The 23,060-nt window shown below is 67.0% G+C and carries 19 protein-coding genes; 13 read left to right on the plus strand and 6 right to left on the minus strand.

Going from position 1 to position 23,060, the window contains the following annotated elements:
* Nucleotides 1–1,682, minus strand: a 1,682-nt coding sequence (ggt, locus tag QRO91_RS10860; RefSeq protein WP_285310392.1) for a gamma-glutamyltransferase, incomplete at its 3' end; no start/stop codon positions are given.
* Between the two features lie 71 nt (nt 1,683–1,753).
* Nucleotides 1,754–2,086, minus strand: coding sequence for a hypothetical protein (locus QRO91_RS10865; RefSeq protein ID WP_152906558.1), 333 nt, complete (start codon nt 2,084–2,086; stop codon nt 1,754–1,756).
* A gap of 285 nt (nt 2,087–2,371) precedes the next feature.
* On the opposite strand from QRO91_RS10865, the gene ilvC reads away from it, so the two are divergent.
* From ilvC to leuB, 9 genes are all read left to right on the plus strand, one after another.
* The gene (ilvC, locus tag QRO91_RS10870) at nt 2,372–3,346 is read left to right on the plus strand and encodes a ketol-acid reductoisomerase (protein ID WP_049428481.1); all 975 of its coding nucleotides are present in this window, start codon (nt 2,372–2,374) and stop codon (nt 3,344–3,346) included.
* 37 nt (nt 3,347–3,383) lie between these two features.
* Nucleotides 3,384–5,120: an acetolactate synthase 2 catalytic subunit gene (ilvG, locus tag QRO91_RS10875; RefSeq protein ID WP_049428484.1), complete on the plus strand. Its 1,737-nt coding sequence runs from the start codon at nt 3,384–3,386 to the stop codon at nt 5,118–5,120.
* Nucleotides 5,104–5,355 carry an ACT domain-containing protein gene (locus tag QRO91_RS10880; RefSeq protein ID WP_049428486.1) on the plus strand — a complete coding sequence of 84 codons (252 nt, stop codon included), beginning with the start codon at nt 5,104–5,106 and terminating at the stop codon, nt 5,353–5,355. The genes ilvG and QRO91_RS10880 overlap by 17 nt, the downstream gene beginning before the upstream one ends.
* A gap of 96 nt (nt 5,356–5,451) precedes the next feature.
* Nucleotides 5,452–6,543, plus strand: coding sequence for a threonine dehydratase (locus QRO91_RS10885; protein WP_049428488.1), 1,092 nt, complete (start codon nt 5,452–5,454; stop codon nt 6,541–6,543).
* Nucleotides 6,540–8,126: a 2-isopropylmalate synthase gene (locus tag QRO91_RS10890; protein ID WP_197650677.1), complete on the plus strand. Its 1,587-nt coding sequence runs from the start codon at nt 6,540–6,542 to the stop codon at nt 8,124–8,126. Before QRO91_RS10885 ends, QRO91_RS10890 begins: the two co-directional genes overlap by 4 nt.
* Nucleotides 8,127–8,136: 10 nt before the next feature.
* Complete coding sequence (locus QRO91_RS10895; RefSeq protein ID WP_049428492.1) at nt 8,137–8,916, plus strand: trans-aconitate 2-methyltransferase; 780 nt, start codon at nt 8,137–8,139, stop codon at nt 8,914–8,916.
* 61 nt (nt 8,917–8,977) lie between these two features.
* Nucleotides 8,978–10,396, plus strand: a complete 1,419-nt coding sequence (gene leuC / locus QRO91_RS10900) for a 3-isopropylmalate dehydratase large subunit (RefSeq protein WP_049428493.1) — start codon at nt 8,978–8,980, stop codon at nt 10,394–10,396.
* Nucleotides 10,396–10,974 carry a 3-isopropylmalate dehydratase small subunit gene (gene leuD, locus QRO91_RS10905; protein ID WP_049428495.1) on the plus strand — a complete coding sequence of 193 codons (579 nt, stop codon included), beginning with the start codon at nt 10,396–10,398 and terminating at the stop codon, nt 10,972–10,974. The genes leuC and leuD overlap by 1 nt, the downstream gene beginning before the upstream one ends.
* The gene (gene leuB / locus QRO91_RS10910; protein ID WP_049428497.1) at nt 10,964–12,025 is read left to right on the plus strand and encodes a 3-isopropylmalate dehydrogenase; all 1,062 of its coding nucleotides are present in this window, start codon (nt 10,964–10,966) and stop codon (nt 12,023–12,025) included. The genes leuD and leuB overlap by 11 nt, the downstream gene beginning before the upstream one ends.
* A gap of 107 nt (nt 12,026–12,132) precedes the next feature.
* Here leuB and QRO91_RS10915 read toward each other — a convergent pair whose 3' ends face one another.
* Nucleotides 12,133–12,906, minus strand: a complete 774-nt coding sequence (locus QRO91_RS10915; RefSeq protein WP_049428498.1) for an SDR family oxidoreductase — start codon at nt 12,904–12,906, stop codon at nt 12,133–12,135.
* Nucleotides 12,907–13,023: 117 nt separating this feature from the next.
* Between QRO91_RS10915 and QRO91_RS10920 the strand changes: the two genes are divergently transcribed.
* Complete coding sequence (locus tag QRO91_RS10920) at nt 13,024–13,929, plus strand: LysR family transcriptional regulator (protein WP_049428501.1); 906 nt, start codon at nt 13,024–13,026, stop codon at nt 13,927–13,929.
* A 442-nt stretch (nt 13,930–14,371) separates the two neighbouring features.
* Here QRO91_RS10920 and QRO91_RS10925 read toward each other — a convergent pair whose 3' ends face one another.
* Both QRO91_RS10925 and QRO91_RS10930 read right to left on the minus strand, forming a co-directional pair.
* Nucleotides 14,372–17,533, minus strand: coding sequence for an efflux RND transporter permease subunit (locus QRO91_RS10925; protein ID WP_197650678.1), 3,162 nt, complete (start codon nt 17,531–17,533; stop codon nt 14,372–14,374).
* 4 nt (nt 17,534–17,537) lie between these two features.
* Entirely contained in the window at nt 17,538–18,668 is a 1,131-nt protein-coding gene (locus QRO91_RS10930) for an efflux RND transporter periplasmic adaptor subunit (RefSeq protein WP_049429068.1), read from the minus strand.
* A gap of 117 nt (nt 18,669–18,785) precedes the next feature.
* Here QRO91_RS10930 and QRO91_RS10935 point away from each other — a divergent pair, with 117 nt between their 5' ends.
* The 3 genes from QRO91_RS10935 (at nt 18,786) to QRO91_RS10945 (ending at nt 21,625) form a co-directional block, all read left to right on the plus strand.
* The gene (locus QRO91_RS10935; RefSeq protein ID WP_049429069.1) at nt 18,786–19,466 is read left to right on the plus strand and encodes a TetR/AcrR family transcriptional regulator; all 681 of its coding nucleotides are present in this window, start codon (nt 18,786–18,788) and stop codon (nt 19,464–19,466) included.
* A 136-nt stretch (nt 19,467–19,602) separates the two neighbouring features.
* Complete coding sequence (locus QRO91_RS10940) at nt 19,603–20,250, plus strand: protein-L-isoaspartate O-methyltransferase (RefSeq protein ID WP_049429070.1); 648 nt, start codon at nt 19,603–19,605, stop codon at nt 20,248–20,250.
* Between the two features lie 16 nt (nt 20,251–20,266).
* Nucleotides 20,267–21,625 (plus strand): TolC family outer membrane protein, encoded by a 1,359-nt coding sequence (locus QRO91_RS10945; protein ID WP_049429071.1) that lies wholly within the window; start codon nt 20,267–20,269, stop codon nt 21,623–21,625.
* 91 nt (nt 21,626–21,716) lie between these two features.
* Here the strand turns inward: QRO91_RS10945 and QRO91_RS10950 are convergent, their stop codons facing one another.
* Nucleotides 21,717–22,937: a hypothetical protein gene (locus QRO91_RS10950; protein ID WP_049429072.1), complete on the minus strand. Its 1,221-nt coding sequence runs from the start codon at nt 22,935–22,937 to the stop codon at nt 21,717–21,719.
* Nucleotides 22,938–23,060 lie beyond the last annotated feature (123 nt).

Consider the following 23,060-nt stretch of genomic DNA (forward strand, 5'->3'; position numbering starts at 1 on the left):
GAAGCACCGTAATAAACCCCGGTCTCAGGATCACGCATGATCGCCTGGTAGCCGCCATACGGGCCGTCGGCAAACACGATGCGATGCCCCTTGCGCATCAGCGCGCGCACCGTCTCGTACGGGAAGCCGGTTTCCAGATTCACTTCGCCACCGTCGGTCATCGCCATCGCCTGCCCGGTCGGCTCGGTGGAACCTTCGTGCTGGATGCGCGGTGCGTCGCCGGCTTCCTGCAGGTTCATCCCGAAGTCCACCAGGTTCATCACGATCTGCGCGTGGCCCTGCGGCTGCATCGCGCCGCCCATCACGCCGAAGCTGGCGTACGGCTTGCCACCCTTGGTGATGAAGGCCGGAATGATGGTCTGGAACGGGCGCTTGCCCGGCGCATAACCGTTCGGATGATTCTTCTGCAGCACGAACATCTCGCCACGGTCCTGCAGGATGAAGCCCAGCCCCGGCGGCGCCATGCCACTGCCCATGCCACGGTAGTTGGACTGGATCAGCGACACCATCATGCCGTCGGCGTCGGCCACGGTCATGTAGATCGTATCGCCCTCCTCCAGCTGCTTCGGTGTGCCCGGCTGTACTTCCTTCAAGGCCTTGTCCATCGAGATCAGCGCGCGACGCTGAGCCGCGTACTCCTTGGAGATCAGTTTCTGCACCGGTGCCGGCTGGAACGCCATGTCAGCGTAGAAACGCGCACGGTCGGCGAAGGCCAGCTTCTTCGCTTCCACGAACAGATGCACATGCTCGGGTGAGCCGAACGGAATCTTTGAAAAGTCGTAGCCTTCCAGCACGTTGAGAATCTGCAGCGCAGCGATGCCCTGGCTGTTCGGTGGCAGCTCCCACACGTCGTAGCCACGGTAGTTGCTACTGACCGGTTCGACCCACTCGCCATGGTGATCAGCCATGTCCTGGTAGCTCAGGTAGCCGCCGTTGGCCTTGAAGTAATCGCCGATGGTGTGGGCGATCTCGCCCTTGTAGAAGGCATCGCGGCCGCCATCTGCAATCTTCTGCAGAGTGCTGGCCAGGTTCGGGTTCTTCCACATCTCGCCCTTGCGCGGAGCGTGGCCGTTGATCGTGAACTGTTCCTTGAAGCCTGGGTACTGCGACAGCTTGGGCACCGAGCGGTCCCAGTAGTAGGCGATCACTTCGGCCACCGGGTGCCCTTCGCGGGCGTAACGGATGGCGGGGGCCAGGTTGTCGGCCATCGGCTTCCGGCCAAAGCGGTCGTGCAGGGCGAACCAACCATCGACCGCGCCGGGCACCGACACCGGCAGCGGGCCGGTGGCCGGGATGTCCTTCAGGCCGCGGCGCTGGAGCTCAGCCAGGGTCAGCGATTTCGGCGAGCGGCCCGAACCGTTGTAGCCATAGAGCTTCTGCGTCTTCGGGTCCCAGACGATGGCGAACAGGTCGCCGCCGATGCCGTTGCCGGTGGGTTCCATCAGGCCGAGCGCGGCGTTGGCGGCAATCGCCGCGTCCACTGCCGAACCGCCGCCCTTCATCACGTCCAGCGCGATCTGGGTGGCCAGCGGCTGCGAGGTCGCGGCCATCGCGTGCGGGGCGATCACCTCCGAACGGGTGGCGAAGGTCTGGCCGGTGATGCGGTCGGCGGCGAAGGACAGTGCAGGCACCGCGGCGAGCACGGCGGCGGCGAGCAGGGAACGGGCAAGGCGTCGGGACACGGTCGGGTTCCGATGGAAGGGTGGTTCCCCGATCTTCGCCGCTGTGGCCTTCACGCGGTATCGGGCAGAGGTCATGGGCGATGGTCTTTCGGTGGGTGCGGACCCAGATCCACATCCACCAGGGCGACAACAGCCCGGAATCCGCGCAAAAAGCGCACTGAAAGGAGTGAATTCGGGTTCACCGAAACACTTTCAGCAGCAACCATCCTTGTGCCGCAAGCGATTGCGCTGGATGCAGCGGAAACCGAGAAAAAATCTGCCGCCAGGGTTGACACTGCCGAAATGGCTGTGTTTCTCTCGATCACATGTTGCATCACAACACGCCACCGCGAACCCACATTGAAGCCGCCGACACCGGCGCCGCCTCGCAGCGTTCGATTCTTGTGCTCGTACTTATTACCCAACCAACAGGTGCGGGACGAGCCAGCGTGTAAGCAACAAACACACCGGAACTCATTAAAACCCGCACCTGCCCCGGTGCGGGTTTTTTAATTTCAGGACCTGGTTTCAGACGCAACCACCATGAACAACGCCAACTTCAAAACCTGGACCAGCACCGCCACGACGCCTCGTGGTGGCTGTGCCTGTGCGACGCATGGCGCCTCCCCCACCGCTTTCCCCTGACCGGCCGGCACGTCACCTCGACGACCGGCCGTTCTTTTTTCTTCCCACCGCAAGGAACCTCCCCCATGAGCACCAACGACCTGCCCCAGACCAAGATCGCCGTCATCGGCTACGGCAGCCAGGGCCGCGCCCACGCGCTGAACCTGCGCGAATCCGGCTTCGACGTGGTGGTAGGCCTGCGTCCGGGCGGCCCCACCGAGGTCAAGGCGCAGGCCGATGGCTTCACCGTCAAGGCACCGGCCGAAGCCGTGAAGGATGCCGACCTGGTCGCCGTGCTGACCCCGGACATGGTGCAGAAGAAGCTGTACGACGACGTGCTGGCGCCGAACATGAAGCAGGGTGCGGTGCTGCTGTTCGCGCACGGCCTGAACGTGCACTTCGACATGATCAAGCCGCGCGAGGACCTCGACGTGGTGCTGGTCGCACCCAAGGGCCCCGGCGCGCTGGTGCGCCGCGAGTATGAAATCGGCCGTGGCGTGCCGTGCATCTGGGCGGTCTACCAGGACAAGAGCGGCAAGGCGGCCGAGTACGCCCTGGCCTATGCCGGTGGCCTCGGCGGTGCCCGCGCCAACCTGATCCAGACCACGTTCAAGGAAGAAACCGAGACCGATCTGTTCGGCGAGCAGGCGGTGCTGTGCGGCGGCGCTTCGGCGCTGGTGCAGGCCGGTTTCGAGACCCTGGTCGAAGCCGGTTACCAGCCGGAGATCGCCTACTACGAAGTGCTGCACGAGCTGAAGCTGATCGTGGACCTGTTCTACGAAGGTGGCATCTCGCGCATGCTGGAATTCATCTCCGAAACCGCGCAGTACGGTGACTACGTGAGCGGCCCGCGGGTGATCGACGCCGGCACCAAGGCGCGCATGAAGGAAGTGCTGAAGGACATCCAGGACGGTACTTTCACCAAGAACTGGGTGGCCGAGTACGAAGCGGGCCTGCCGAACTACAACAGGTTCAAGCAGGCCGACCTGGAGCACCCGATCGAGAAGGTAGGCAAGGAACTGCGCGCCAAGATGGTCTGGTTGCAAGGACAGGCCGCGTAACCACGCGGCCTCCCCCACCCGCTCTGCAAGGTCCCCCATGAACTCTCCCACACACCGCAGCGCGCCGCCCAACGGCGCGCGCTGGCTGACCCAGGCGCTGGAGGCCGAGGGTGTCCGTACACTGTTCGGCTATCCCGGCGGCACCATCATGCCGTTCTATGACGCGCTGGTGGATTCGTCGCTGAAGCACATCCTGGTGCGCCATGAGCAGGGCGCGGCGCTGGCCGCCAATGGCTTTGCCCGCGCCAGCAACCAGGTGGGCGTCTGCGTGGCCACCTCCGGCCCGGGCGCCTCCAACCTGGTCACCGGCATTGCCGACGCGATGCTGGATTCGGTGCCGATGGTCTGCATCACCGGCCAGGTCGGCACCCCGCTGCTGGGCACCGATGCCTTCCAGGAGCTGGATGTGTTCGGCCTGACGATGCCGATCGTCAAGCACAGCTGGCTGGTGCGCAGCGTCGATGACCTGCCGCGCGTGGTGGCCGACGCCTTCCGCATCGCGCGCGAAGGCCGCCCCGGCCCAGTGCTGATCGATCTGCCCAAGGACGTGCAGTTGGCCGATGCCAGCCATCTGCCAGCGCACGTGCCGAGCAGCGTCGAACCGCCGCCGTCGCCGGCCGAGGCCGCCATCGCCGAGGCCATCGCCGCACTGGCGGCCGCCGAGAAGCCGGTGGTCTACGCCGGTGGCGGCATCGCGCTTGGCGATGCGGTGCAGGACCTGCGCGATTTCGTCGAGGCCAGCGCCATCCCCACGGTGATGACCCTGCGCGGGCTGGGCGCACTGCCAGCCAACCACCCGCAGTCGCTGGGCATGCTGGGCATGCACGGCACCCGCGCGGCCAACATGGCGGTGCAGGAAAGCGACCTGCTGCTGGTGCTGGGTGCACGCTTCGACGATCGTGCCACCGGCAAGCTGGCCGAATTCGCACCGTTCGCCCGTGTCGTCCACATTGATGCCGACGCCTACGAGATCTCCAAGCTGCGCAGCGCCGATGTCGCTGTGCCTGGCAATGTCGGCCATGCCATCCGCGCCCTGCGTGCGGCCTTCCCCTCCCCCAAGGCCCACCAGGACGCATGGCGCAGGCGCTGTGCACAGCATCGCGATCGTTTCGCAGCGCGCTACGACGCACCGGGCCAGCACATCTACGCCCCGGCGCTGCTGAAGCGCCTGAGCGAACTGGCACCGGCCGATGCGGTGATCGCCTGCGATGTCGGCCAACACCAGATGTGGGTGGCGCAGCACTGCCGCTTCAACCACCCGCGCAACCACCTGACCAGTGGCGCGCTGGGCACCATGGGCTTCGGCCTGCCGGCCGCGATGGGCGCGCAGTTCGCCTGCCCGGACCGCACCGTGGTGCTGGTCTCCGGTGATGGCAGCTTCATGATGAACGTGCAGGAGCTGGCCACCATCGCGCGCTGCCGCCTGCCGGTGAAGATCGTGCTGCTGGACAACAGTTCGCTGGGCATGGTGCGGCAGTGGCAGGAGCTGTTCTTCGCCGAGCGTTACAGCGAGATCGACCTGTCCGACAACCCGGACTTCGTGGCGCTGGCGCAGGTGTTCGGCATTGCCGCGACCCGCATCGATGCACGCGATGACGTCGAGGGTGGGCTGGCCGCGCTGCTGGCCGAGCCGGGCCCGGCGCTGCTGCACGTGGCCATCGATGCACGCGCCAACGTGTGGCCGCTGGTGCCACCGAACACCGCCAACAGCACGATGCTGGAAAGCAACCCTGCCCACGCCCGCCAGGAGACCCCCAATGCACTACCGGCTTGACCTGGTGCTGCACCCGGCCGAAGGCGCGCTGCTGCGCGTGATCGGCATGGCCGAGCGTCGCGGCTTCGCGCCGCGCGCGATCAGCGGTGCGCCGGTGGCCGCCGACGACGGCCGCTGGCACCTGCAGCTGGTCGTCGATGGCCAGCGCCCGGCGGAAACGCTGTGCCGGCAGATCGAGAAGATCTACGACTGCGTGTCCGTGCAGGTCACCGCCGTGGAAGGAGTATCGCCATGAACACCCGTACCGTAGCGACCACGGTGCCGGTACGGAGGCGTCTTCTTCGCCGCCCGCGCCCGCATGCGGCGGTCGACCGCACCCCGCTGGTGGCCCATGCCGGCCGCTGATGCCAGCCAGGAAAGCGATGTCGGCGACGTAAGCGTCGCCGACGTCCTGGCCGCGCAGGCCCGCCTGCGCCGCTTCCTGCCGCCCACTCCACTGCACCATGCCGAGCGCTTCGGCACCTGGCTGAAGCTGGAGAACCTGCAGCGCACCGGTTCCTACAAGGTGCGCGGCGCACTGAATGCTCTGCTGGCCGGCCGCGAGCGCGGCGACACCCGGCCGGTGATCTGCGCCTCGGCCGGCAACCATGCCCAGGGCGTGGCCTGGGCCGCCTATCGTCTGGACGTACCGGCCATCACGGTGATGCCGCATGGCGCGCCCGCCACCAAGATCGCCGGCGTCGCCCATTGGGGTGCGACCGTGCGCCAGCACGGCAACAGCTACGACGAGGCCTACGCCTTCGCGGTCGAGCTGGCGCAGCGCCACGGCTACCGCTTCCTGTCCGCGTTCGATGATGCCGACGTGATCGCCGGCCAGGGCACGGTCGGCATCGAGCTGGCCGCACACGCACCGGACGTGGTGATCGTACCGATCGGCGGCGGTGGCCTGGCCTCCGGCGTTGCGTTGGCGCTGAAATCACAGGGCGTGCGCGTGGTTGGTGCACAGGTGGAAGGCGTTGACTCGATGGCGCGCGCGATCCGTGGCGATGTCCGCGAGATCGCCCCTGTCGCCTCGCTGGCCGACGGTGTGCGGGTGAAGATCCCCGGCTTCCTGACACGCCGCCTGTGCTCCTCGCTGCTGGACGATGTGGTGATCGTGCGCGAAGCCGAGCTGCGCGAAACCCTGGTGCGGCTGGCGCTGGAGGAACACATCATCGCCGAGGGCGCCGGTGCGCTGGCGCTGGCCGCCGGCCGCCGCGTCGCCGGCCGCCGCAAGTGCGCGGTGGTCTCCGGCGGCAACATCGATGCCGGCGTGCTGGCCGGCCTGCTTACCGACATCCGGCCGCGCCCGCCACGCAAACCGCGGCGACGGCGCAGCGAAACACCCCGCTCGCCCGCGAGGGCCAGCGCGCCGTCCTCCCCCACTTCTTCCCCTTCCCACCTGCAAGCCGCAACGCCCGCTGTCGAGGAGATTTCCCTGTGACCACCATCGAACGAATTACCACCCCGCGCATCCGCATCTTCGACACCACCCTGCGTGACGGCGAGCAGTCCCCCGGCTGCAGCATGAGCCCGCCGCAGAAGCTGGTGATGGCGCGTGCGCTGGACGAACTGGGCGTGGACATCATCGAGACCGGTTTCCCGGCCAGCTCGCAGTCCGACCGCGAGGCGATGGCACTGATCGGCCGCGAACTGTGCCGCCCGAGCCTGAGCCTGGCGGTGCTGTCGCGCTGCCTGCAGGCCGACATCGAAACTTCCGCACGTGCGCTGGAAGCGGCCGCCAATCCGCGCCTGCACGTGTTCCTGTCGACCAGCCCGCTGCACCGCGAGCACAAGCTGCGCATGACCCGCGAGCAGGTACTGGAGTCGGTACGCAAGCACGTAGCGCTGGCGCGTTCCTACATCGACGACGTCGAATTCTCGGCCGAGGATGCCACCCGTACCGAGCTGGATTACCTGATCGAAGTTTCGCGCGTGGCGATCGCCGCCGGCGCCACCACCATCAACCTGCCCGACACCGTCGGCTTCACCACGCCGGAGGAAATCCGCGCGATGTTCCAGCAGGTCATCGCCGGCGTGGCCGACGTGCCCAATGCCGCCAACGTGATCTTCAGCGCGCACTGCCACAACGACCTGGGCCTGGCCGTGGCCAACTCGCTGGCCGCCATCGAAGGGGGCGCGCGACAGGTCGAGTGCACCATCAACGGCATCGGTGAACGCGCCGGCAACTGCTCGCTGGAAGAAATCGCCATGGTGCTGAAGGTTCGCCAGGCCTTCTACGAGCAGGACAGTGCGATCAACACCCCGCGCATCGTCGGCACCTCGCAGCTGCTGCAGCGCCTGGTCGGCATGCCGGTACAGCGCAACAAGGCGATCGTCGGCGCCAATGCCTTCGCCCACGAATCGGGCATCCACCAGCACGGCATGCTGCGCCACCGCGGCACCTACGAAATCATGCGTCCGGAAGACGTGGGCTGGGAAGACTCGCAGATGGTGCTGGGCCGCCACAGTGGGCGCGCCGCTGTTGAAGCGCGCCTGCGCGCGCTGGGCTTCTGGCTGGACGAGGATGAACTGAAGCTGGTGTTCGAGCAGTTCAAGGGCCTGTGCGAACAGCAGCGCGTGGTCACCGATGCCGACCTGCAGACGCTGATGCAGGGCGGTTCCAACGCACAGGGCTACCGCCTGGCGTCGATGACCATCAGCGATGTCGGCAGCCGCGCCAACGCGCTGGTTGAACTGTCCGACCCGGATGGCAACCGCGTGGCCGAAACCGCACAGGGCGACGGCCCGGTCGATGCGCTGTTCGGCGCACTGTCGGCCGCCACCGGCGTGCAGCTGATGCTGGACAGCTATCACGTACACAGCGTCGGCATCGGCGCCGACGCGCGTGGCGAAGCCAACCTGAGCGTGCGCCACGAGGGCGTGGAGTACGACGGCACCGGCACCAGCAAGGACATCATCGAAGCCTCCGCGCTGGCCTGGCTGGATGTTGCCAACCGTCTGCTGCGCCAGCGCCACGCCGCCGCCCACAGCAGCACCGACGTTGCCACCCCCGCCACCGCCTGAGGAAGCCGAGATGAGCGCCTTCGACACCCCCGCCCCGACCAGCGCCGCTGGCCAGCAGTGGAACGCCCAGGACTATGCGATTGATGCCGGCTTCGTGCCGCTGCTCGGCGGCGCGGTGGCGCGCCTGCTCGATCCGCGCGCCGGTGAGCGCATCCTCGACCTGGGCTGTGGCGATGGCGTACTCAGCACCGAGCTGGCGCTGAACGGTGCACGCATCCACGGTGTGGATGCCTCGCCGGAACTGGTGATCGCCGCCCGCGCACGCGGTGTCGACGCGCAGGTGATGGACGGCCACGCGCTGTCGTTCGACAGCGAGTTCGATGCAGTATTCAGCAACGCGGCACTGCACTGGATGGGCAATCCCGACCAGGTGCTGGAAGGCGTGCGCCGCGCCCTGCGCCCCGGCGGCCGCTTCGTCGCCGAGTTCGGCGGCCATGGCAACGTGGCCACGATCATCGCCGCGCTGCAGGCCGCACGCGTGGCTCACGGCCATGGCGCCAGCGCCTTCCAGTGGTACTTCCCGACGGCCGATGCCTACGCTGACCGCCTGCGCCAGCATGGCTTCCAGGTGCAGCTGATCGAATGCACGCCGCGCCCCACCGCGCTGCCGACCGGCGTGGCCGGCTGGTTGCGCGTGTTCGCCGCGCCGCTGCTGGATGACCTGCCCAGCGAGGTCCGCGCCACCGTGCGCGATGCCGCCGCTGCACTGCTGGCCGATCTGCCGCGCAACGCCGCCGGCCAGCCGCTGGCCGACTACGTGCGGCTGCGGGTGCTCGCCCGTCGCCGCTGACTCGACACTTTTCGCTATCTTTTCTGATGTCCGCACCTTCGTACTTCTGCCAGGCACACGCATGACTTCCGCACCCCGCACCCTGTACGACAAACTGTGGGACGCCCACGTGGTGGTTCCCGAATCCGACAGCGCCCCCGCCGTGCTGTACATCGACCTGCACCTGATCCACGAGGTCACCTCACCGCAGGCCTTCACCGAACTGCGCGAACGCGGCCTGTCGCCGCGCCGGCCGGACCGCACCAAGGCAACGATGGACCATTCCACCCCGACTCTGCCGGCCGGTGCCGACGGCACGCTGCCCTATGCCAGCGCCGCCTCCGAGGAACAGGTCGCCACGCTGGCACGCAACTGCGCCGAGCACGGCATCGAGCTGTTCGACATGGCTTCGGACAACCGCGGCATCGTCCACGTGATCGCGCCGGAACAGGGCTTCACGCAGCCGGGCATGACCATCGTCTGCGGCGACAGCCACACCTCCACCCATGGTGCCTTCGGTTCGCTGGCCTTCGGCATCGGCACCAGCGAAGTCGGCCACGTGCTGGCCACGCAGTGCCTGCTGCAGCGCAAGGCGAAGACCTTTGCCATCACCGTCGATGGCCCACTGGCGCCGGGCGTGGGCGCCAAGGACGTGGTGCTGCACATCATCGGCGTGATCGGCGTCAACGGTGGCACCGGCCACGTCATCGAGTTCCGTGGCAGCACCATCGAAGCGATGGACATGGAACAGCGCATGACCCTGTGCAACATGTCGATCGAGGCCGGCGCGCGTGCCGGCATGGTCGCCCCGGACCAGGTCACCTTCGACTTCGTGGCCAATACCCCGCGTGGCCCCAAGGGTGCCGAGTTCGACGCCGCCGTCGCACGCTGGCAGCAGCTGCGCAGCGATGACGGCGCACGCTTCGACAGCGAAGTACGCATCGACGCCGCCGACATCCGCCCGACCCTGACCTGGGGCACGCATCCGGGTACCGCCATCGCGGTGGATGCGCCGATTCCCGCCGCCAACGATGCGGCCGCGCAGAAGGGCCTGGACTACATGCACTTCCAGGCGGGCAAGGCACTGGCCGGTACGCCGGTGGACGTGGTGTTCGTCGGTTCGTGCACCAATGGCCGCCTGAGCGACATGCGCGAAGTCGCGCAGGTCCTGCGCGGCCGCCGCGTCGCCGAGCGGGTACGCATGCTGGTGGTACCGGGCTCGGAGATCGTCAAGCGCGAGGCCGAGGCCGAAGGCATCCATGAGATCGTGCGCGCGGCCGGTGCCGAATGGCGCGAGCCCGGTTGCTCGATGTGCATCGCCATGAACGGCGATCTGGTCGCGCCCGGCCAGCTGGCCGTGAGCACCAGCAACCGCAATTTCGAGGGCCGCCAAGGCCCCGGTTCACGTACGCTGCTGGCCTCGCCGATGAGCGCGGCGTGGGCCGCCGTGAACGGGCACGTTGCCGATACCCGCGAACTGTTCGCACAGGAGGTAGCGTAATGGCCGGTTTCCGTACCTTGACCTCGTCCAGCGTGGTGCTGGCACAGACCAACATCGACACCGACCAGATCATCCCGGCACGGTTCCTGTCGACCACCGAACGCGCTGGTCTCGGCCGCAACGCCTTCAATGACTGGCGCTGGCAGGCCGATGGTTCGCCGGTGGCCGACTTCGCCTTCAACCAGCCTCGCAATGCTGGTCGCAGCATCCTGCTGGCGGGCCGCAATTTCGGCTGTGGTTCTTCGCGCGAGCATGCCCCGTGGGCGCTGACCGACCTCGGCCTGCGCGCCATCGTCAGCAGCGAGATCGCCGACATCTTCCGCGGCAACGCGCTGAAGAACGGCCTGCTGCCGATCGTGCTGGACGAGGCCGACGTACAGACGCTGATGCAGCGCCCGGATGATGAGCTGACCATCGATGTGGCCGCGCGCGAACTGCGCACCCCGGATGGCCGCGTCTATTCCTTCCCGCTGGATGGCTTCTCGCAGACCTGCCTGCTGGAAGGTGTCGACCAGTTGGGGTATCTGTTGGGCCGTGTCCCTGAAATCGAACGTTACGAGAGTGAGCATGCACGCTGAAATTGTTGTCCTGCCCGGTGATGGCATCGGCCCGGAAGTGGCCGCCGCCGCGGTTGCCGTCCTGAAGTCCGTCGCCGAACGCTTCAACCACACCTTCACTTTCAGCGAGCACGATATCGGCGGCATCGCCATCGACCGCCATGGCGAGCCGCTGCCTGCCTCGACGCTGGCCGCCTGCCAGGCCGCCAATGCGGTACTGCTGGGCGCGGTCGGTGGCCCTAAGTGGTCCGACCCGAACGCCAAGGTGCGCCCGGAACAGGGTCTGCTGGCGATCCGCAAGGCGCTGGGCCTGTACGCCAACCTGCGCCCGGTGCGCACCCATGAAGCCGCGCTGCACGCCTCGCCGATCAAGGCAGAGCTGCTGCAGGGCGTGGACTTCGTGGTGGTGCGCGAGCTGACCGGCGGCATCTACTTCGGCGACAAGACCCGCGACGCCGACAGCGCCAGCGACCTGTGCCGCTACTCCGTGACCGAGATCGAGCGCGTGCTGCGCAGCGCCTTCCGCCTGGCACAGCAGCGTCGCGGCAAGGTCACCTCGGTGGACAAGGCCAACGTGCTGGAGACCTCGCGCCTGTGGCGTGACGTGGCCGCGCGCATCGGCCGCGAGGAATTCCCGGACGTTGCGCTGGAGCACCAGCTTGTCGATTCGATGGCCATGCACCTGCTGGCCAAGCCGCGCGAGTACGACGTGATCGTGACCGAGAACATGTTCGGCGACATCCTCACCGACGAAGCCTCGATGCTGGCCGGATCACTGGGCCTGCTGCCGTCGGCTTCGCTGGGCGAGCCGGGTGCGGTCGGTATCTACGAGCCGATCCATGGTTCGGCACCGGACATCGCCGGCAAGGGCATCGCCAATCCGTACGCAACGATCTTCAGCGCGGCGATGCTGCTGCGCCATTCGCTGGGGCTGGAGGCTGAAGCTGCGTCGGTGGAAGCGGCGGTGCATGCGGTGCTGGACGACGGTGTGTTCACCGCCGACCTGGCCGCCAAGGGCCAGGCGGTGAGCACGGCAGCCGCCACCGACGCGGTGCTGGCAAAGCTGCGCTGACCCATCGGGCAACACCTGTAGAGCCGAGCCATGCTCGGCTCATTCAACAGCAGTCGAGCATCGCTCGACTCTACAGGTAGCCGGCAGCCAGGCCATGCGTGGCTGCCTTACTTGGTGGTGTACCCACCATTGACCAGAATCGTCTGCCCGGTCATCCACCAGCCATCGGTCACCAGGAAGCGGATCCACGGCACGATATCGGCGATGTCGGTCAGGCCGGTGCGGGTGAACGCCGACAGCGCCGCCGCGGTCTTGTGGTACGCCTGCGCATCGGCACTCTCGGCCGGGTAGAAGAACGGCGTATCCATCGGCCCCGGCCCGATCGCGGTCACCGAGATGCCGCGCTCACCAAACTCCTTCGACGCCGCACGGGTGAAATGCTCGACCGGTGCCTTGGTGCCGGCGTAGCTGGAGTAGAACGGTGTGTAGGCACCCAACAGCGAGGTGACCAGGGTGCAGATGCGGCCACCGTCGTTGACGTGGCGCCCCGCCTCCTTGAGGAAGAAGAACGCTGCCTTGGCGTTGACCGCGCTCATCTCGTCGTACTCGGCTTCATTGATCTCCAGCAGCGGCTTCTTCAGCACCTTGCCCACGGTGTTGATGGCAATGTCGGGACGGCCAACCGAGGCCACGGCATCGGCGAACAGGCGCTCCATCGCTGCCGCCGACGTCAGGTCGCCCTGCAGGGCCACCGCCTTGCTGCCGGCGGCCTGCACCGCAGCGACGGTCGCCTCTGCATCGGCGTGGGTGGCGGCACTGTTGTAGTGAACCACGATGGCCTTGGCGCCTTGTGCGGCGAAGTCGCGGGCGATCAGTCCGCCCAGGTTCTTGGCGCCACCGGCAATCAGCACGGTCTTGCCCTTGAGGGAATGGTCGGTCATGGCTTCGATCTCGGGAGGGGGCTGCCCGGGGTGGCAACCCTGCCCTGACGACGATATCGTGCAGAAAATACGGATAAAGCCCACCACATTGACTTAACTTTCCAGAGCCAGCGAACAATGGACCGGATCGATCGCTTCCGCATCTTCACCCGGGTGGTGGAGTGCGCCAGCTTCACCCGCGCTGCCGACCAGCTCGGCCTGCCCCGCTCCACCGTCTCGGCAGCCATTGCGGAGCTGGAACAGCGGCTTGGCACCCGCCTGCTGCAGCGCTCGACCCGCCGGGTGTCCACCACCCATGATGGCGACGTGTTCCATGCGCGCTGCCTGCGCCTGATCGCCGAAGTCGAAGACGCCGAATCGCTGTTCCGGCAGGACGATGCGCAGCCGGTGGGCCTGCTGAAGATCGACGTGCCCAGCCGCATCGGCCGCCGAATCATCGCCCCTTCCCTTCCGGATTTCTTCGCGCGCCATCCGCAGGTGGAAGTGGATCTGGGCATGACCGACCGCGCGGTGAACCTGATCGAAGACGGTTGCGATGCGGTGTTGCGTGTCGGCCAGCTGGGGGATTCCAGTCTGGTGGCGCGCACGCTGGGCCAGCTCGACTTCGTCAACGTCGCCGCGCCGGCGTACCTGCGTGAACACGGCATGCCGCAGCAGCCTGCCGACCTGCAGCAGCACCGTGCAGTGAACTACGCCTCGCCGACCACGGCACGGGTGGAACCGTGGGAGTGGCAGGAGGGCGCGCAGCTACGCACATTGCCGATGCCCGGCTGGGTGCGGGTGAACAGCGCAGAAGCGTCGATCGCGTGCTGCGTGGCCGGGCTGGGGTTGCTGCAGATTCCGCGCTACGACGTGCAGGCGGAACTGCAATCCGGCGAACTGGTGGAAGTGATGCCGCAGTACGTGGCACAACCGCTGCCGGTGACCCTGCTGCTGCCGCATCGGCAGCACCGCGCACAACGTGTACAGGTGTTCATCGAATGGCTGCTGCCGGTGCTTCGAAACGGCCTGCGATTGCGGTAGATCCACGCCATGCGTGGATGCTTCTGTAGCGTCGAGCCATGCTCGACTCATCCCACCATCATGCGAAGAGCAGCCGAGCATGGCTCGGCTCTACAGAAAGCAGATCCCGCGATCAGATCACTCCACGCCATGCGTGGATGCTTCTGTAGAGTCGAGCCATGCTCGACTCATTCCATCATCGTGCGAAGAGCAGCCGAGCATGGCTCGGCTCTACAGAAAGCAGATCCCGCGATCAGATCACTCCACGCCATGCGTGGATGCTTCTGTAGCGTCGAGCCATGCTCGACTCATCCCACCATCATGCGAAGAGCAGCCGAGCATGGCTCGGCTCTACAGAAAGCAGATCCCGCGAGCAGATCACTCCGCGCCATGCGTGGATGCAAAGCGCAGTGCCAACCCAGGTTGGCACCTACCAGAGGCGGTGGCCGTAGAACCCGGGGTGTTACGCCCCGGATTCGTCCGGCTTGACCCGGAACCACGCCGCGTACAGGGCCGGCAGGAACACCAGGGTCAGCACCGTGCCGACGATCAGGCCGCCCATGATCGAGATCGCCATCGAGCCGTAGAACGCACTGCGCGACAGCGGAATCATCGCCAGCACCGCTGCCAGCGCGGTCAGCACGATCGGGCGGAAGCGGCGCACCGTGGCGTCGATGATCGAATGCCAGCGGTCATGGCCCGCATCGATGTCCTGCTGGATCTGGTCGATCAGGATCACCGAGTTGCGCATGATCATGCCGGCCAGCGCAATCGTACCCAGCAGTGCCACGAAGCCGAACGGCGCGCGGAACAGCAGCAGGAACAATGTCGCGCCGATGATGCCCAGCGGCGCGGTCACCAGCACCATCGCCGCGCGCGAGAAGCTGCGCAGCTGCAGCATCAGCAACGTGGCCACCACCACCAGGAACAGCGGCATGCCGGCCTTGATCGAGTTCTGGCCGCGGGCCGAATCCTCCACCGTACCTCCGGTCTCCAGCAGGTAGCCGCTGGGCAGCTCCGCACGGATGCCGTCCAGCGTCGGCAGGATCTGGTGCACCACGTCCAGCGGCTGCATGCCATCGCTGATGTCGGCACGCACGGTGACCGTCGGCAGGCGGTTGCGGTGCCAGATGATGCCGTCCTCGAAGCCGTACTCCATCGTCGCCACCTGCGACAGCGTGATGCTGCCGCCGTTGGCGGTGGGCATCGACAGGCTCGACAGCAGCTCAAGCTGGTTGCGCTCATCGGCCGGACCACGCAGCAGCATCTCGATCTGGCGGTTCCCTTCGCGGTACACGCTCACCGACTGCCCGGCCAGCGAACTGGACAGGAACTGGCTGACCTGGGCGCTGCTCACGCCCAGCGCGCGGGCGCGCTCCTGGTCGATCACCAGCCGCACCACCTTGCTCGGCTCGCTCCAGTCCAGGTTGACGTTCATCACGTGCGGGTTCCCGCGCACCTTGGCTTCGACCTGGCGTGCGATCGCCTGCACCTTCTCGATGTGCTCACCGGAAATGCGCATCTGCACCGGATAGCCGACCGGCGGGCCGTTCTCCAGGCGGGTCACGCGCATCTGCACGTCCGGGAACTTCGGGATCACCTCATGCAGCAGCCAGTCGCGGGTGCTCTCTCGCGACTTGATGTCCTTGGCCAGCACCACGAACTGGGCGAAATTGGTTGCCGGCAGCTGCTGGTCCAGTGGCAGGTAGAAGCGCGGCGAACCGGTGCCCACGTAGGACACGTAGTTGGCGATGCCCTCGCGGCTGGACAGCAGTTTCTCCAGCTTCTCGGCCTGGGCCTGGGTCGAACGCAGCGACGCGCCCTCGGCCAGCTCGATGTCCACCATCAGTTCCGGCCGGGTCGAATCCGGGAAGAACTGCTGTGGCACGAAGCGGAACAGCATCAGCGAACCGATGAACAACGCGATGGTCGCGGCGATCACCCACCAGCGTCGGCGCAGGCAGGTATCCAGGAAGCGACGGAAGCTGCGGTAGAACGGGCGCTGGTACGGATCATGGTCATGCCCGTGCTGCGGCGGCGCGATCAGGTTGGCCAGCGCCGGGTAACGGTCGGCCCACTGCTGGCGCTTGGCGTGCCAGCGCGCAGGCAGGCTGCCCGGCTTCGGCGGCCGCGGATTGAACAGGTCCGGCAGCATCTTGTCGCCCAGGTACGGGATGAACAGCACCGCTGCGATCCACGACACCACCAGCGCGATGGTCACCACCTGGAACAGCGAGCGGGTGTATTCGCCGGTGCTCGAGGCCGCAGTGGCGATCGGCAGGAAGCCGGCCGCGGTGATCAGGGTACCGGTCAGCATCGGGAACGCGGTCGACTCCCAGGCGAAACTGGCCGCGCGCAGGCGGTCATAGCCCTGCTCCATCTTGGTGGCCATCATCTCCACCGCAATGATCGCATCGTCCACCAGCAGGCCCAGCGCCAGCACCAGCGCACCCAGCGAGATCTTGTGCAGGCCGATGTCGAAGTAGTGCATGACGAAGAACGTCATCGCCAGCACCAGCGGGATGGTCACGCCCACCACCAGGCCGGTGCGCAGGCCCAGCGAGAAGAAGCTGACCAGCAGCACGATCACCACCGCCTCGGTCAGCACCTGCACGAACTCGCCGACAGACTCTTCCACCGACTGCGGCTGGTCGGACACCTTGCGCAGCTGCATGCCGGCCGGCAGGGTCTTCTGCAGGCGCTCGAAGTCGGCATCCAGGTTGGCGCCGAGCTTGAGGATGTCGCCGCCATCCTTCATCGCCACCGCCAGGCCGATCGCCTCTTCACCCATGAAGCGCATCTTCGGCGACGCCGGATCGGCAAAGCCACGCTTGACCTCGGCGATGTCGCCCAGGTGCACGGTGCGGTCACCGGCGCGGATCGGGAACTGGCGGATCGCTTCGATGTCGTTGAACTGGCCGGTCACGCGCAGCTGCACGCGATCGGTGGCGGTCTCGAAGAAGCTGGTACCGCTTACCGCATTCTGGTCGGCCAGCGCCTGCTGCACCTGTTGCATCGACACGCCCAGCGTGGCCAGCCGGGTGTTGGACAACTCGATCCAGACCTTCTCGTCCTGCAGGCCGACCAGGTCGATCTTGCCGACGTCGGGTACGCGCTGCAGTTCCAATTGGATGCGGTCGGCGTAGTCACGCATCACCGCATAGTCGAAGCCCTTGCCGGTCAACGCATAGATGTTGCCGTAGGTGTCGCCGAACTCGTCGTTGAAGAACGGGCCGACGATCTCGCGCGGCAGCGTCGCGCGGATGTCGCCCACGCGCTTGCGCACCTGGTACCACAGGTCCGGAATCTGCTTGGAACGCAGGCTGTCGCGGGCCATGAAGATGACCTGCGATTCGCCCGGGCGCGAATACGAGCGGATGAACTCGTACTCGCCGGTGTTCATCAGCGCCTTCTCGATCGGCTCGGTCACCTGCCGCGAGACCTGCTCGGCGGTGGCGCCCGGCCACAGCGTGCGCACCACCATCGCCTTGAAGGTGAACGGCGGGTCTTCGGACTGGCCCAGATGCTTGTACGACCATGCACCGATCAGGGCGAAGGCGAGCATCGCAAACAGCACCAGCGGGCGATTGGCCAGCGCCCACTCGGAAAGATTGAAGCGGCGCACCGGCTTACTCCTTGGCCTTGGCGGCAGCAGGCGGCGCGGCCGGCTTCAGCACCGGGCGGTTCTGGCGGTCCACCGCGATCACCGGCTGGCCGGCGCGCAGCAGATGGCCGCCGGCGGCGACCACCCAGTCAGCGGCGCCAACGCCGGACAGCACCGGTACCGTTTCGCTGCCATAGGCACCGGTGGTGACCGACGCAGCTTTCAGCGTGCTGTTGGCCGGATCGACCACCCACACGCTGGCGGCACCGTTGGCGCCGCGCTGCAGCGCGCCCAGCGGCAGCTGCAGGGTGCCGTGGCGACCGGCACTGCTGTAGACGCGTGCGCTCTGGCCCAGTTCGACATCGGCCAGCGCATCGGCGGCCAGGCTCACCCGGGTGGCATAGGTGCGTGCCTGCGGATCGGCGGCGGCAGCGATCTCGCGGATCGTCCCCGGCAGGCGCTGGCCCGGGCGGTTCCACAGTTCCACCTCGACCGGCTGGCCGACCGCATAGTCGCGGATGGTGGCTTCGGGCAGGTCGATCAGCACTTCGCGGCCACCATCGGCGGCCAGGTTGAAGATGGTCTGCCCGGCGGACACCACCTGCCCGGCTTCGGCTTCGCGGCTGGCGATCACGCCATCGGCCGGTGCGCGCAGCTGTGCGTAGTCGGCCTGGTTGCGCAGCACATCAAGGTTGGCACGGGCCGCATTGGCCTGGCCCTGCGCAGCCTTGAACGCGGCGGACTGCTGGTCCAGCTGCGAGCGGCTGACCAGCTGCTGGTCGGCCAGCACCTGGTAGCGCTTGAGATCGTCACGGGCACGCACCAGATCGGCTTCCGCCGCCGCCAGCTGGGCCTGCGAGGCACGCGCCTGCAGCGCGAAGTCGGCCACGTCCAGTTCGGCCAGCACGTCGCCCTTCTTCACCCGCTGGCCGGCATCGACATGGCGCTTGACCAGGTTGCCGCCGACGCGGAACGACAGCGGGCTTTCCTGGCGGGCACGCACCGTGCCCGGGAACGCCGCCGGCGCCTGTCCGGCCTGTTCGCCGGGGTGAACCACCAGTACGGGCACGGCCGCCTGCGGCGCCTGTTCCTGTCCCGAACAGGCTGCCAGCGCAGCCACCCACACCATACCGCCCATCCAGCGCACGATCTTCATCGGTCAACGTCCTGAAAACGCAGGGTTGCAACAAGGGGGAGCCGCGACTGCCGGCCCAATTTAATAAACCGGTCGGTATAGTATAAATATCGAACCGCTTGGTCTAGTATTGTTGCGATGAGTTCTTCCACTTCCCGCAAGCCGTCGGCCAAGCCTGCTGCCAAGGCCGCCGGACCCGGGCGCCCCAAGGATCTGGGCAAGCGCGCGGCGATCCTTGAAGCAGCCAAGGTACTGTTCATCGAACAGGGCTATACCGGCGTGAGCATGGACGCCATTGCCGCCCAGGCCGGCGTCTCGAAGCTGACCGTGTACAGCCACTTCGGCGACAAGGAAACCCTGTTTTCCGAGGCCGTGCAGTCCAAGTGCATTGAAATGCTGCCCGATGCCCTGTTCGTGGCCGACGCGGACGGTCCGCTGCGCGACCAGCTGATCGGCATCGGCCTGGCCTTCTTCGAGCTGATCACCTCCGATGCGGCGATCTCGATCCAGCGCATGATGATGGCGCCGGAGACCGACGAACGCCTGCGCGAGCTGTTCTGGCAGGCCGGTCCGGAACGCACCTGCGAGGCCCTGGCCGACTTCCTGCGCGCCCGCGGCGAACGCGGTGAGCTGGCGATCCCCGACTACTACCTGGCCGGCCAGCAGTTCCTGACCCTGGTCAAGGGCGAAGTGCACATGCATATGATGTGCGGCATGCCACTGTCACCGGTGGAGTGCGACCCTCTTGCCCATGTGACCGCCAGCATCGACTTCTTCCTGCGCGCCTATGCGCCGCGGGGGGCCGCGACGGCTGAATAACCAAAACTGAACGAACCGGAGGTCGCGATGACTTCCGGCACTGCGACCCCGGCCACCCGGCAGCTGATGCTCTGGGCGCGCCGCCGGCCTCCGGCACCGGTAAAATGGCCGGCCCACTGCGCTGGATTTGAACCTCATGACGATTGATTACGCCCACGCCCGCGAACTGATGGTGGAACAGCAGATCCGTCCCTGGGACGTGCTGGACATCAAGGTGCTCGACGTCCTGGCCCGCCTGCCGCGCGAGGCCTTTGTCGCCGATGCACACCGGGCGCTGGCCTACGCCGATGTCGAACTTCCGATCGGCCATGGCCAGAAGATGATGAAGCCGGTCATCGAGGGCCGTACCCTGCAGGCACTGGATCTGCAGCCGGGTGACGAAGTGCTGGAAATCGGCACCGGCAGCGGCTTCCTGTCCGCCTGCATCGGCGCGCTGGCGCGCGACGTGCTGAGCCTGGAGATCGACCCGGATCTGGCCGCCGCCGCGCGTTCCCGCCTGGACGCCTCCGGCCTGGGCACCAACGTCCGCGTGGAAGTGGCCGACGCCCTGTCCTGGCAGACCGAACGCCGCTTTGACGTGATCTGTGTCACTGGTGCCGTCGACGTGGTGCCGTCACAGTTCGCCTCGTGGCTGCGTCCGGGTGGTCGCCTGTTCGTGATCCACGGCCGCTCGCCGGCGATGGAGGCCCTGCTGGTCAAGGCCGACGGCAGCACCGAGTCCCTGTTCGAGACCGATATCGATTACCTGCGTGGTGCCGCCCCGGCACCCCAGTTCCACCTCTGAGTCCAAGGAAGCCGCAATGATCCGCCGATCCCTCGCTGTTGCGCTGGCCACTGCTCTGCTGCCGTTGTCCGCCCATGCCGCCGACCTGCTGCAGGTCTACGAAATGGCGCGCAACGGCGATCCGCAGCTGTCCGCCGCCGAATCGACCCGGCTGGTCGACAAGGAAGGCGCCGTGCAGGCGCGCGCCGCCCTGCTGCCGCAGATCAACGGCCAGGCCACGCTGAACCGCACGCGCAGCGAGCCGAACGCCGACATCAACTCCGGCTCGTTCACCAACAAGCGCCGCAATTACACGATCGATGGCAGCCAGACGCTGTTCAACTGGAGCCAGATCAACAACCTGCGTTCGCAGCGTGAGCTGAGCAAGGCGGCGGACTTCACCCTCGAATCGGCCAACGACAGCCTGATCGTGCGCACCTCGGCGGCCTACTTCAACGTGCTGGTGGCGATCGAATCGCTGAATGCCGCACAGACCAATGAAGCGGCCGCGAAGAAGCAGTTCGACTTCGCCGACAAGCGCCTGGAAGTGGGCCTGGCGCCGATCACCGACGTGCACGAAGCCCGCGCCCAGTACGACCAGGCGCGCGCCAACACCATCGTTGCGCAGAACACCCTGGCCGATAACTACCAGGCCCTGACCGAACTGACCGGCCAGCCGGTGGTCAACCTGCGTGGCCTGCCGGCGGACTTCCGCCCGGAAGTGCCGGCCAACCGCGGCAACATCGACGAGCTGGTGCACCAGGCCACCACCCAGAATCCGGCGCTGAAGGCGCAGGAACTGAAGGTCAGCGCCGCCGAAGCCGGCGTGCAGGCCGCGCGTGGTGGCCACTACCCGACCCTGTCGCTGGGTGGCAGCTGGGGCAAGACCGCGACCTGGGGCGACAGCACCGGCTCCGGCTCGCTGTCCCCCGATGCCCGCACCAACAGCATCGGCCTGACCCTGAACGTGCCGATCTTCGCCGGCGGTGCCACCCAGTCCAACGTTCGCCAGGCGCTGGCCCAGCGTGACATCGCCCAGGACGGCTACGAGCAGCAGAAGCGTGCCCTGGACCGCAACACCCGCAATGCCTACCAGACCCTGGTGCAGGGCATCAGCGAAGTGGAAGCCCGCCGCCTGGCGGTGGTCTCGGCGCAGAGCGCGTACGACGCGTCGCAGGTCGGCCTGGAAGTAGGTACCCGTACCGTGCTGGACGTGATCCAGAACCAGCGCATCCTGTTCTCGGCGCAGCTGGACTATGCCCAGGCTCGTTACACCTTCCTGCAGAACCGCCTGCTGCTGAGCCAGTCGCTGGGTGCGCTGGACGTGGCCGAGCTGCAGGACGTCAACCGCCTGCTGACCCAGGACGCGGGCAACCCGGCAACGACCACGCACTGAGTCGTCAGCCTGCCGGTCACGAAGAAGCCACCCGCGAGGGTGGCTTTTTTTTGGGTCGCGCGTACGGAAGCAAGCATACATCCAGCGACCGTCAGCCGGGCCAGACCCGCATCCGTTCGACTGCGGCCAGCAGACACAGTGCGATGGCGACGGGCGCCAGCACCGGCAGGGCGCGTGACCGCGGTACCTGTCCACGCAGCACGGCCAGGCACACGGCCCCCATCACCAACAGGGTTGCCGGGCCAGGCAATACCGGCAGGCTGCCCATTGGCGCCCACAACGCCAGCAATGCCGCCGACAGGACGACGGCAACCGGCACCAGCCTCTCCCGGAATTCCAGGGATTCGTCACCTTCCGTCGGCCACAGCTGTATCGCCAGCCGCGCAGCCAACATCAGCAGCACCAGAACGAGCGCCACCAACCCCGCCACTCCCGCCAGCGGCAGCAAGGGCATCATCCAGTACAGCTCCGGGTGATGCTGCAGGGCCACCGACAAAGGCCGCGTGCTGGCCAAGGACGGAAATTCGACCAGGCCAGCCTGCAACGCGGCCAGTACGATCAGCAGCACCATGGCCAGCAGCACGCACACCAGCAGCCGCGGCGTCCGTGCCCTCGCCTGCCTGCCGATGCCAGGGAATCCCAGCACCAGGCCAACGGTGGCGAACACACCGGACAGCGGCACGCTCGCCGCCAGTACACCGCCGATCCCGAAGCGATAGGGTGCCGTTGCCGGCGGCAGCCATGGAATCCAGTACGCGTAGTGCACATGGCGGGCTGCCAGCACCAGCAACAGCAGGCCGACGCCGATCTTCACCGTCAGCAGCACACCGGCAACCAGCACCACACGGTGTGGCCGCAGCAATCCGACCACTGCAAGCAGCAGCAGGCTGGCAGCAGCCATCAGTTGATCCGGCATCCCGTTGCGGGTCTCGATTCCAGAACCGGCCAGCAGCGCATGCAGATGGCTGGCGATCGACTGCGCCACGCCAGCGGTAGTCAGCACCAGTTCCAGCAGCAGCGCACCACCGAGCAGAACGGCCGGCACGCTTCCCAAACGATCCCGCAACACGCCATACAGGCCGTCGGCAGCGGGCCATTGCTGGTTCTGAACGTGCAGGCAGTACAGCAGCGGCCCCATGCCCAGCGCAGCCAGCAGCAGGCTCAGGACGATGGCCGGGCCGGCCTGGGCTGCGGTGTGCTGGCCGACCAGCGCGACCACGCTGCCTCCCAGCAGCAAGGTCAGTGCCACCACTACAAGGCGATCGCCGTACCCGGGCGCATCAATGCCGTCAGGGCGGCTGTCGCGGTCCATCGCAAGTTCCCTTGATATCCGCCAAGCGCGGTCGACAGCAGACTGACAGCCTGTGCCGGGAGGCGGTATCGGAATATGCGCCCTGCGCACCACGATGTGACGGCAGGCACGTTGGCAACGAAC

The sequence above is a fragment of the Stenotrophomonas maltophilia group sp. Smal32 genome (assembly GCF_030237085.1).
GTDB classification, from domain to species: domain Bacteria; phylum Pseudomonadota; class Gammaproteobacteria; order Xanthomonadales; family Xanthomonadaceae; genus Stenotrophomonas; species Stenotrophomonas maltophilia_Q.

What these genes read in the sequence shown, in the direction of transcription:
- QRO91_RS10940 (WP_049429070.1), top strand. Translation starts at nt 19,603, where the DNA reads ATGACGATTGATTACGCCCACGCCCGCGAACTGATGGTGGAACAGCAG.
- QRO91_RS10880 (WP_049428486.1), top strand. Translation starts at nt 5,104, where the DNA reads ATGCACTACCGGCTTGACCTGGTGCTGCACCCGGCCGAAGGCGCGCTG.
- QRO91_RS10935 (WP_049429069.1), top strand. Translation starts at nt 18,786, where the DNA reads ATGAGTTCTTCCACTTCCCGCAAGCCGTCGGCCAAGCCTGCTGCCAAG.
- QRO91_RS10930 (WP_049429068.1), bottom strand. Translation starts at nt 18,668, where the DNA reads ATGAAGATCGTGCGCTGGATGGGCGGTATGGTGTGGGTGGCTGCGCTG.
- leuB (WP_049428497.1), top strand. Translation starts at nt 10,964, where the DNA reads ATGCACGCTGAAATTGTTGTCCTGCCCGGTGATGGCATCGGCCCGGAA.
- QRO91_RS10885 (WP_049428488.1), top strand. Translation starts at nt 5,452, where the DNA reads ATGCCGGCCGCTGATGCCAGCCAGGAAAGCGATGTCGGCGACGTAAGC.
- ilvG (WP_049428484.1), top strand. Translation starts at nt 3,384, where the DNA reads ATGAACTCTCCCACACACCGCAGCGCGCCGCCCAACGGCGCGCGCTGG.
- leuC (WP_049428493.1), top strand. Translation starts at nt 8,978, where the DNA reads ATGACTTCCGCACCCCGCACCCTGTACGACAAACTGTGGGACGCCCAC.
- QRO91_RS10945 (WP_049429071.1), top strand. Translation starts at nt 20,267, where the DNA reads ATGATCCGCCGATCCCTCGCTGTTGCGCTGGCCACTGCTCTGCTGCCG.
- QRO91_RS10915 (WP_049428498.1), bottom strand. Translation starts at nt 12,906, where the DNA reads ATGACCGACCATTCCCTCAAGGGCAAGACCGTGCTGATTGCCGGTGGC.
- QRO91_RS10950 (WP_049429072.1), bottom strand. Translation starts at nt 22,937, where the DNA reads ATGGACCGCGACAGCCGCCCTGACGGCATTGATGCGCCCGGGTACGGC.
- ilvC (WP_049428481.1), top strand. Translation starts at nt 2,372, where the DNA reads ATGAGCACCAACGACCTGCCCCAGACCAAGATCGCCGTCATCGGCTAC.
- QRO91_RS10895 (WP_049428492.1), top strand. Translation starts at nt 8,137, where the DNA reads ATGAGCGCCTTCGACACCCCCGCCCCGACCAGCGCCGCTGGCCAGCAG.
- leuD (WP_049428495.1), top strand. Translation starts at nt 10,396, where the DNA reads ATGGCCGGTTTCCGTACCTTGACCTCGTCCAGCGTGGTGCTGGCACAG.
- QRO91_RS10920 (WP_049428501.1), top strand. Translation starts at nt 13,024, where the DNA reads ATGGACCGGATCGATCGCTTCCGCATCTTCACCCGGGTGGTGGAGTGC.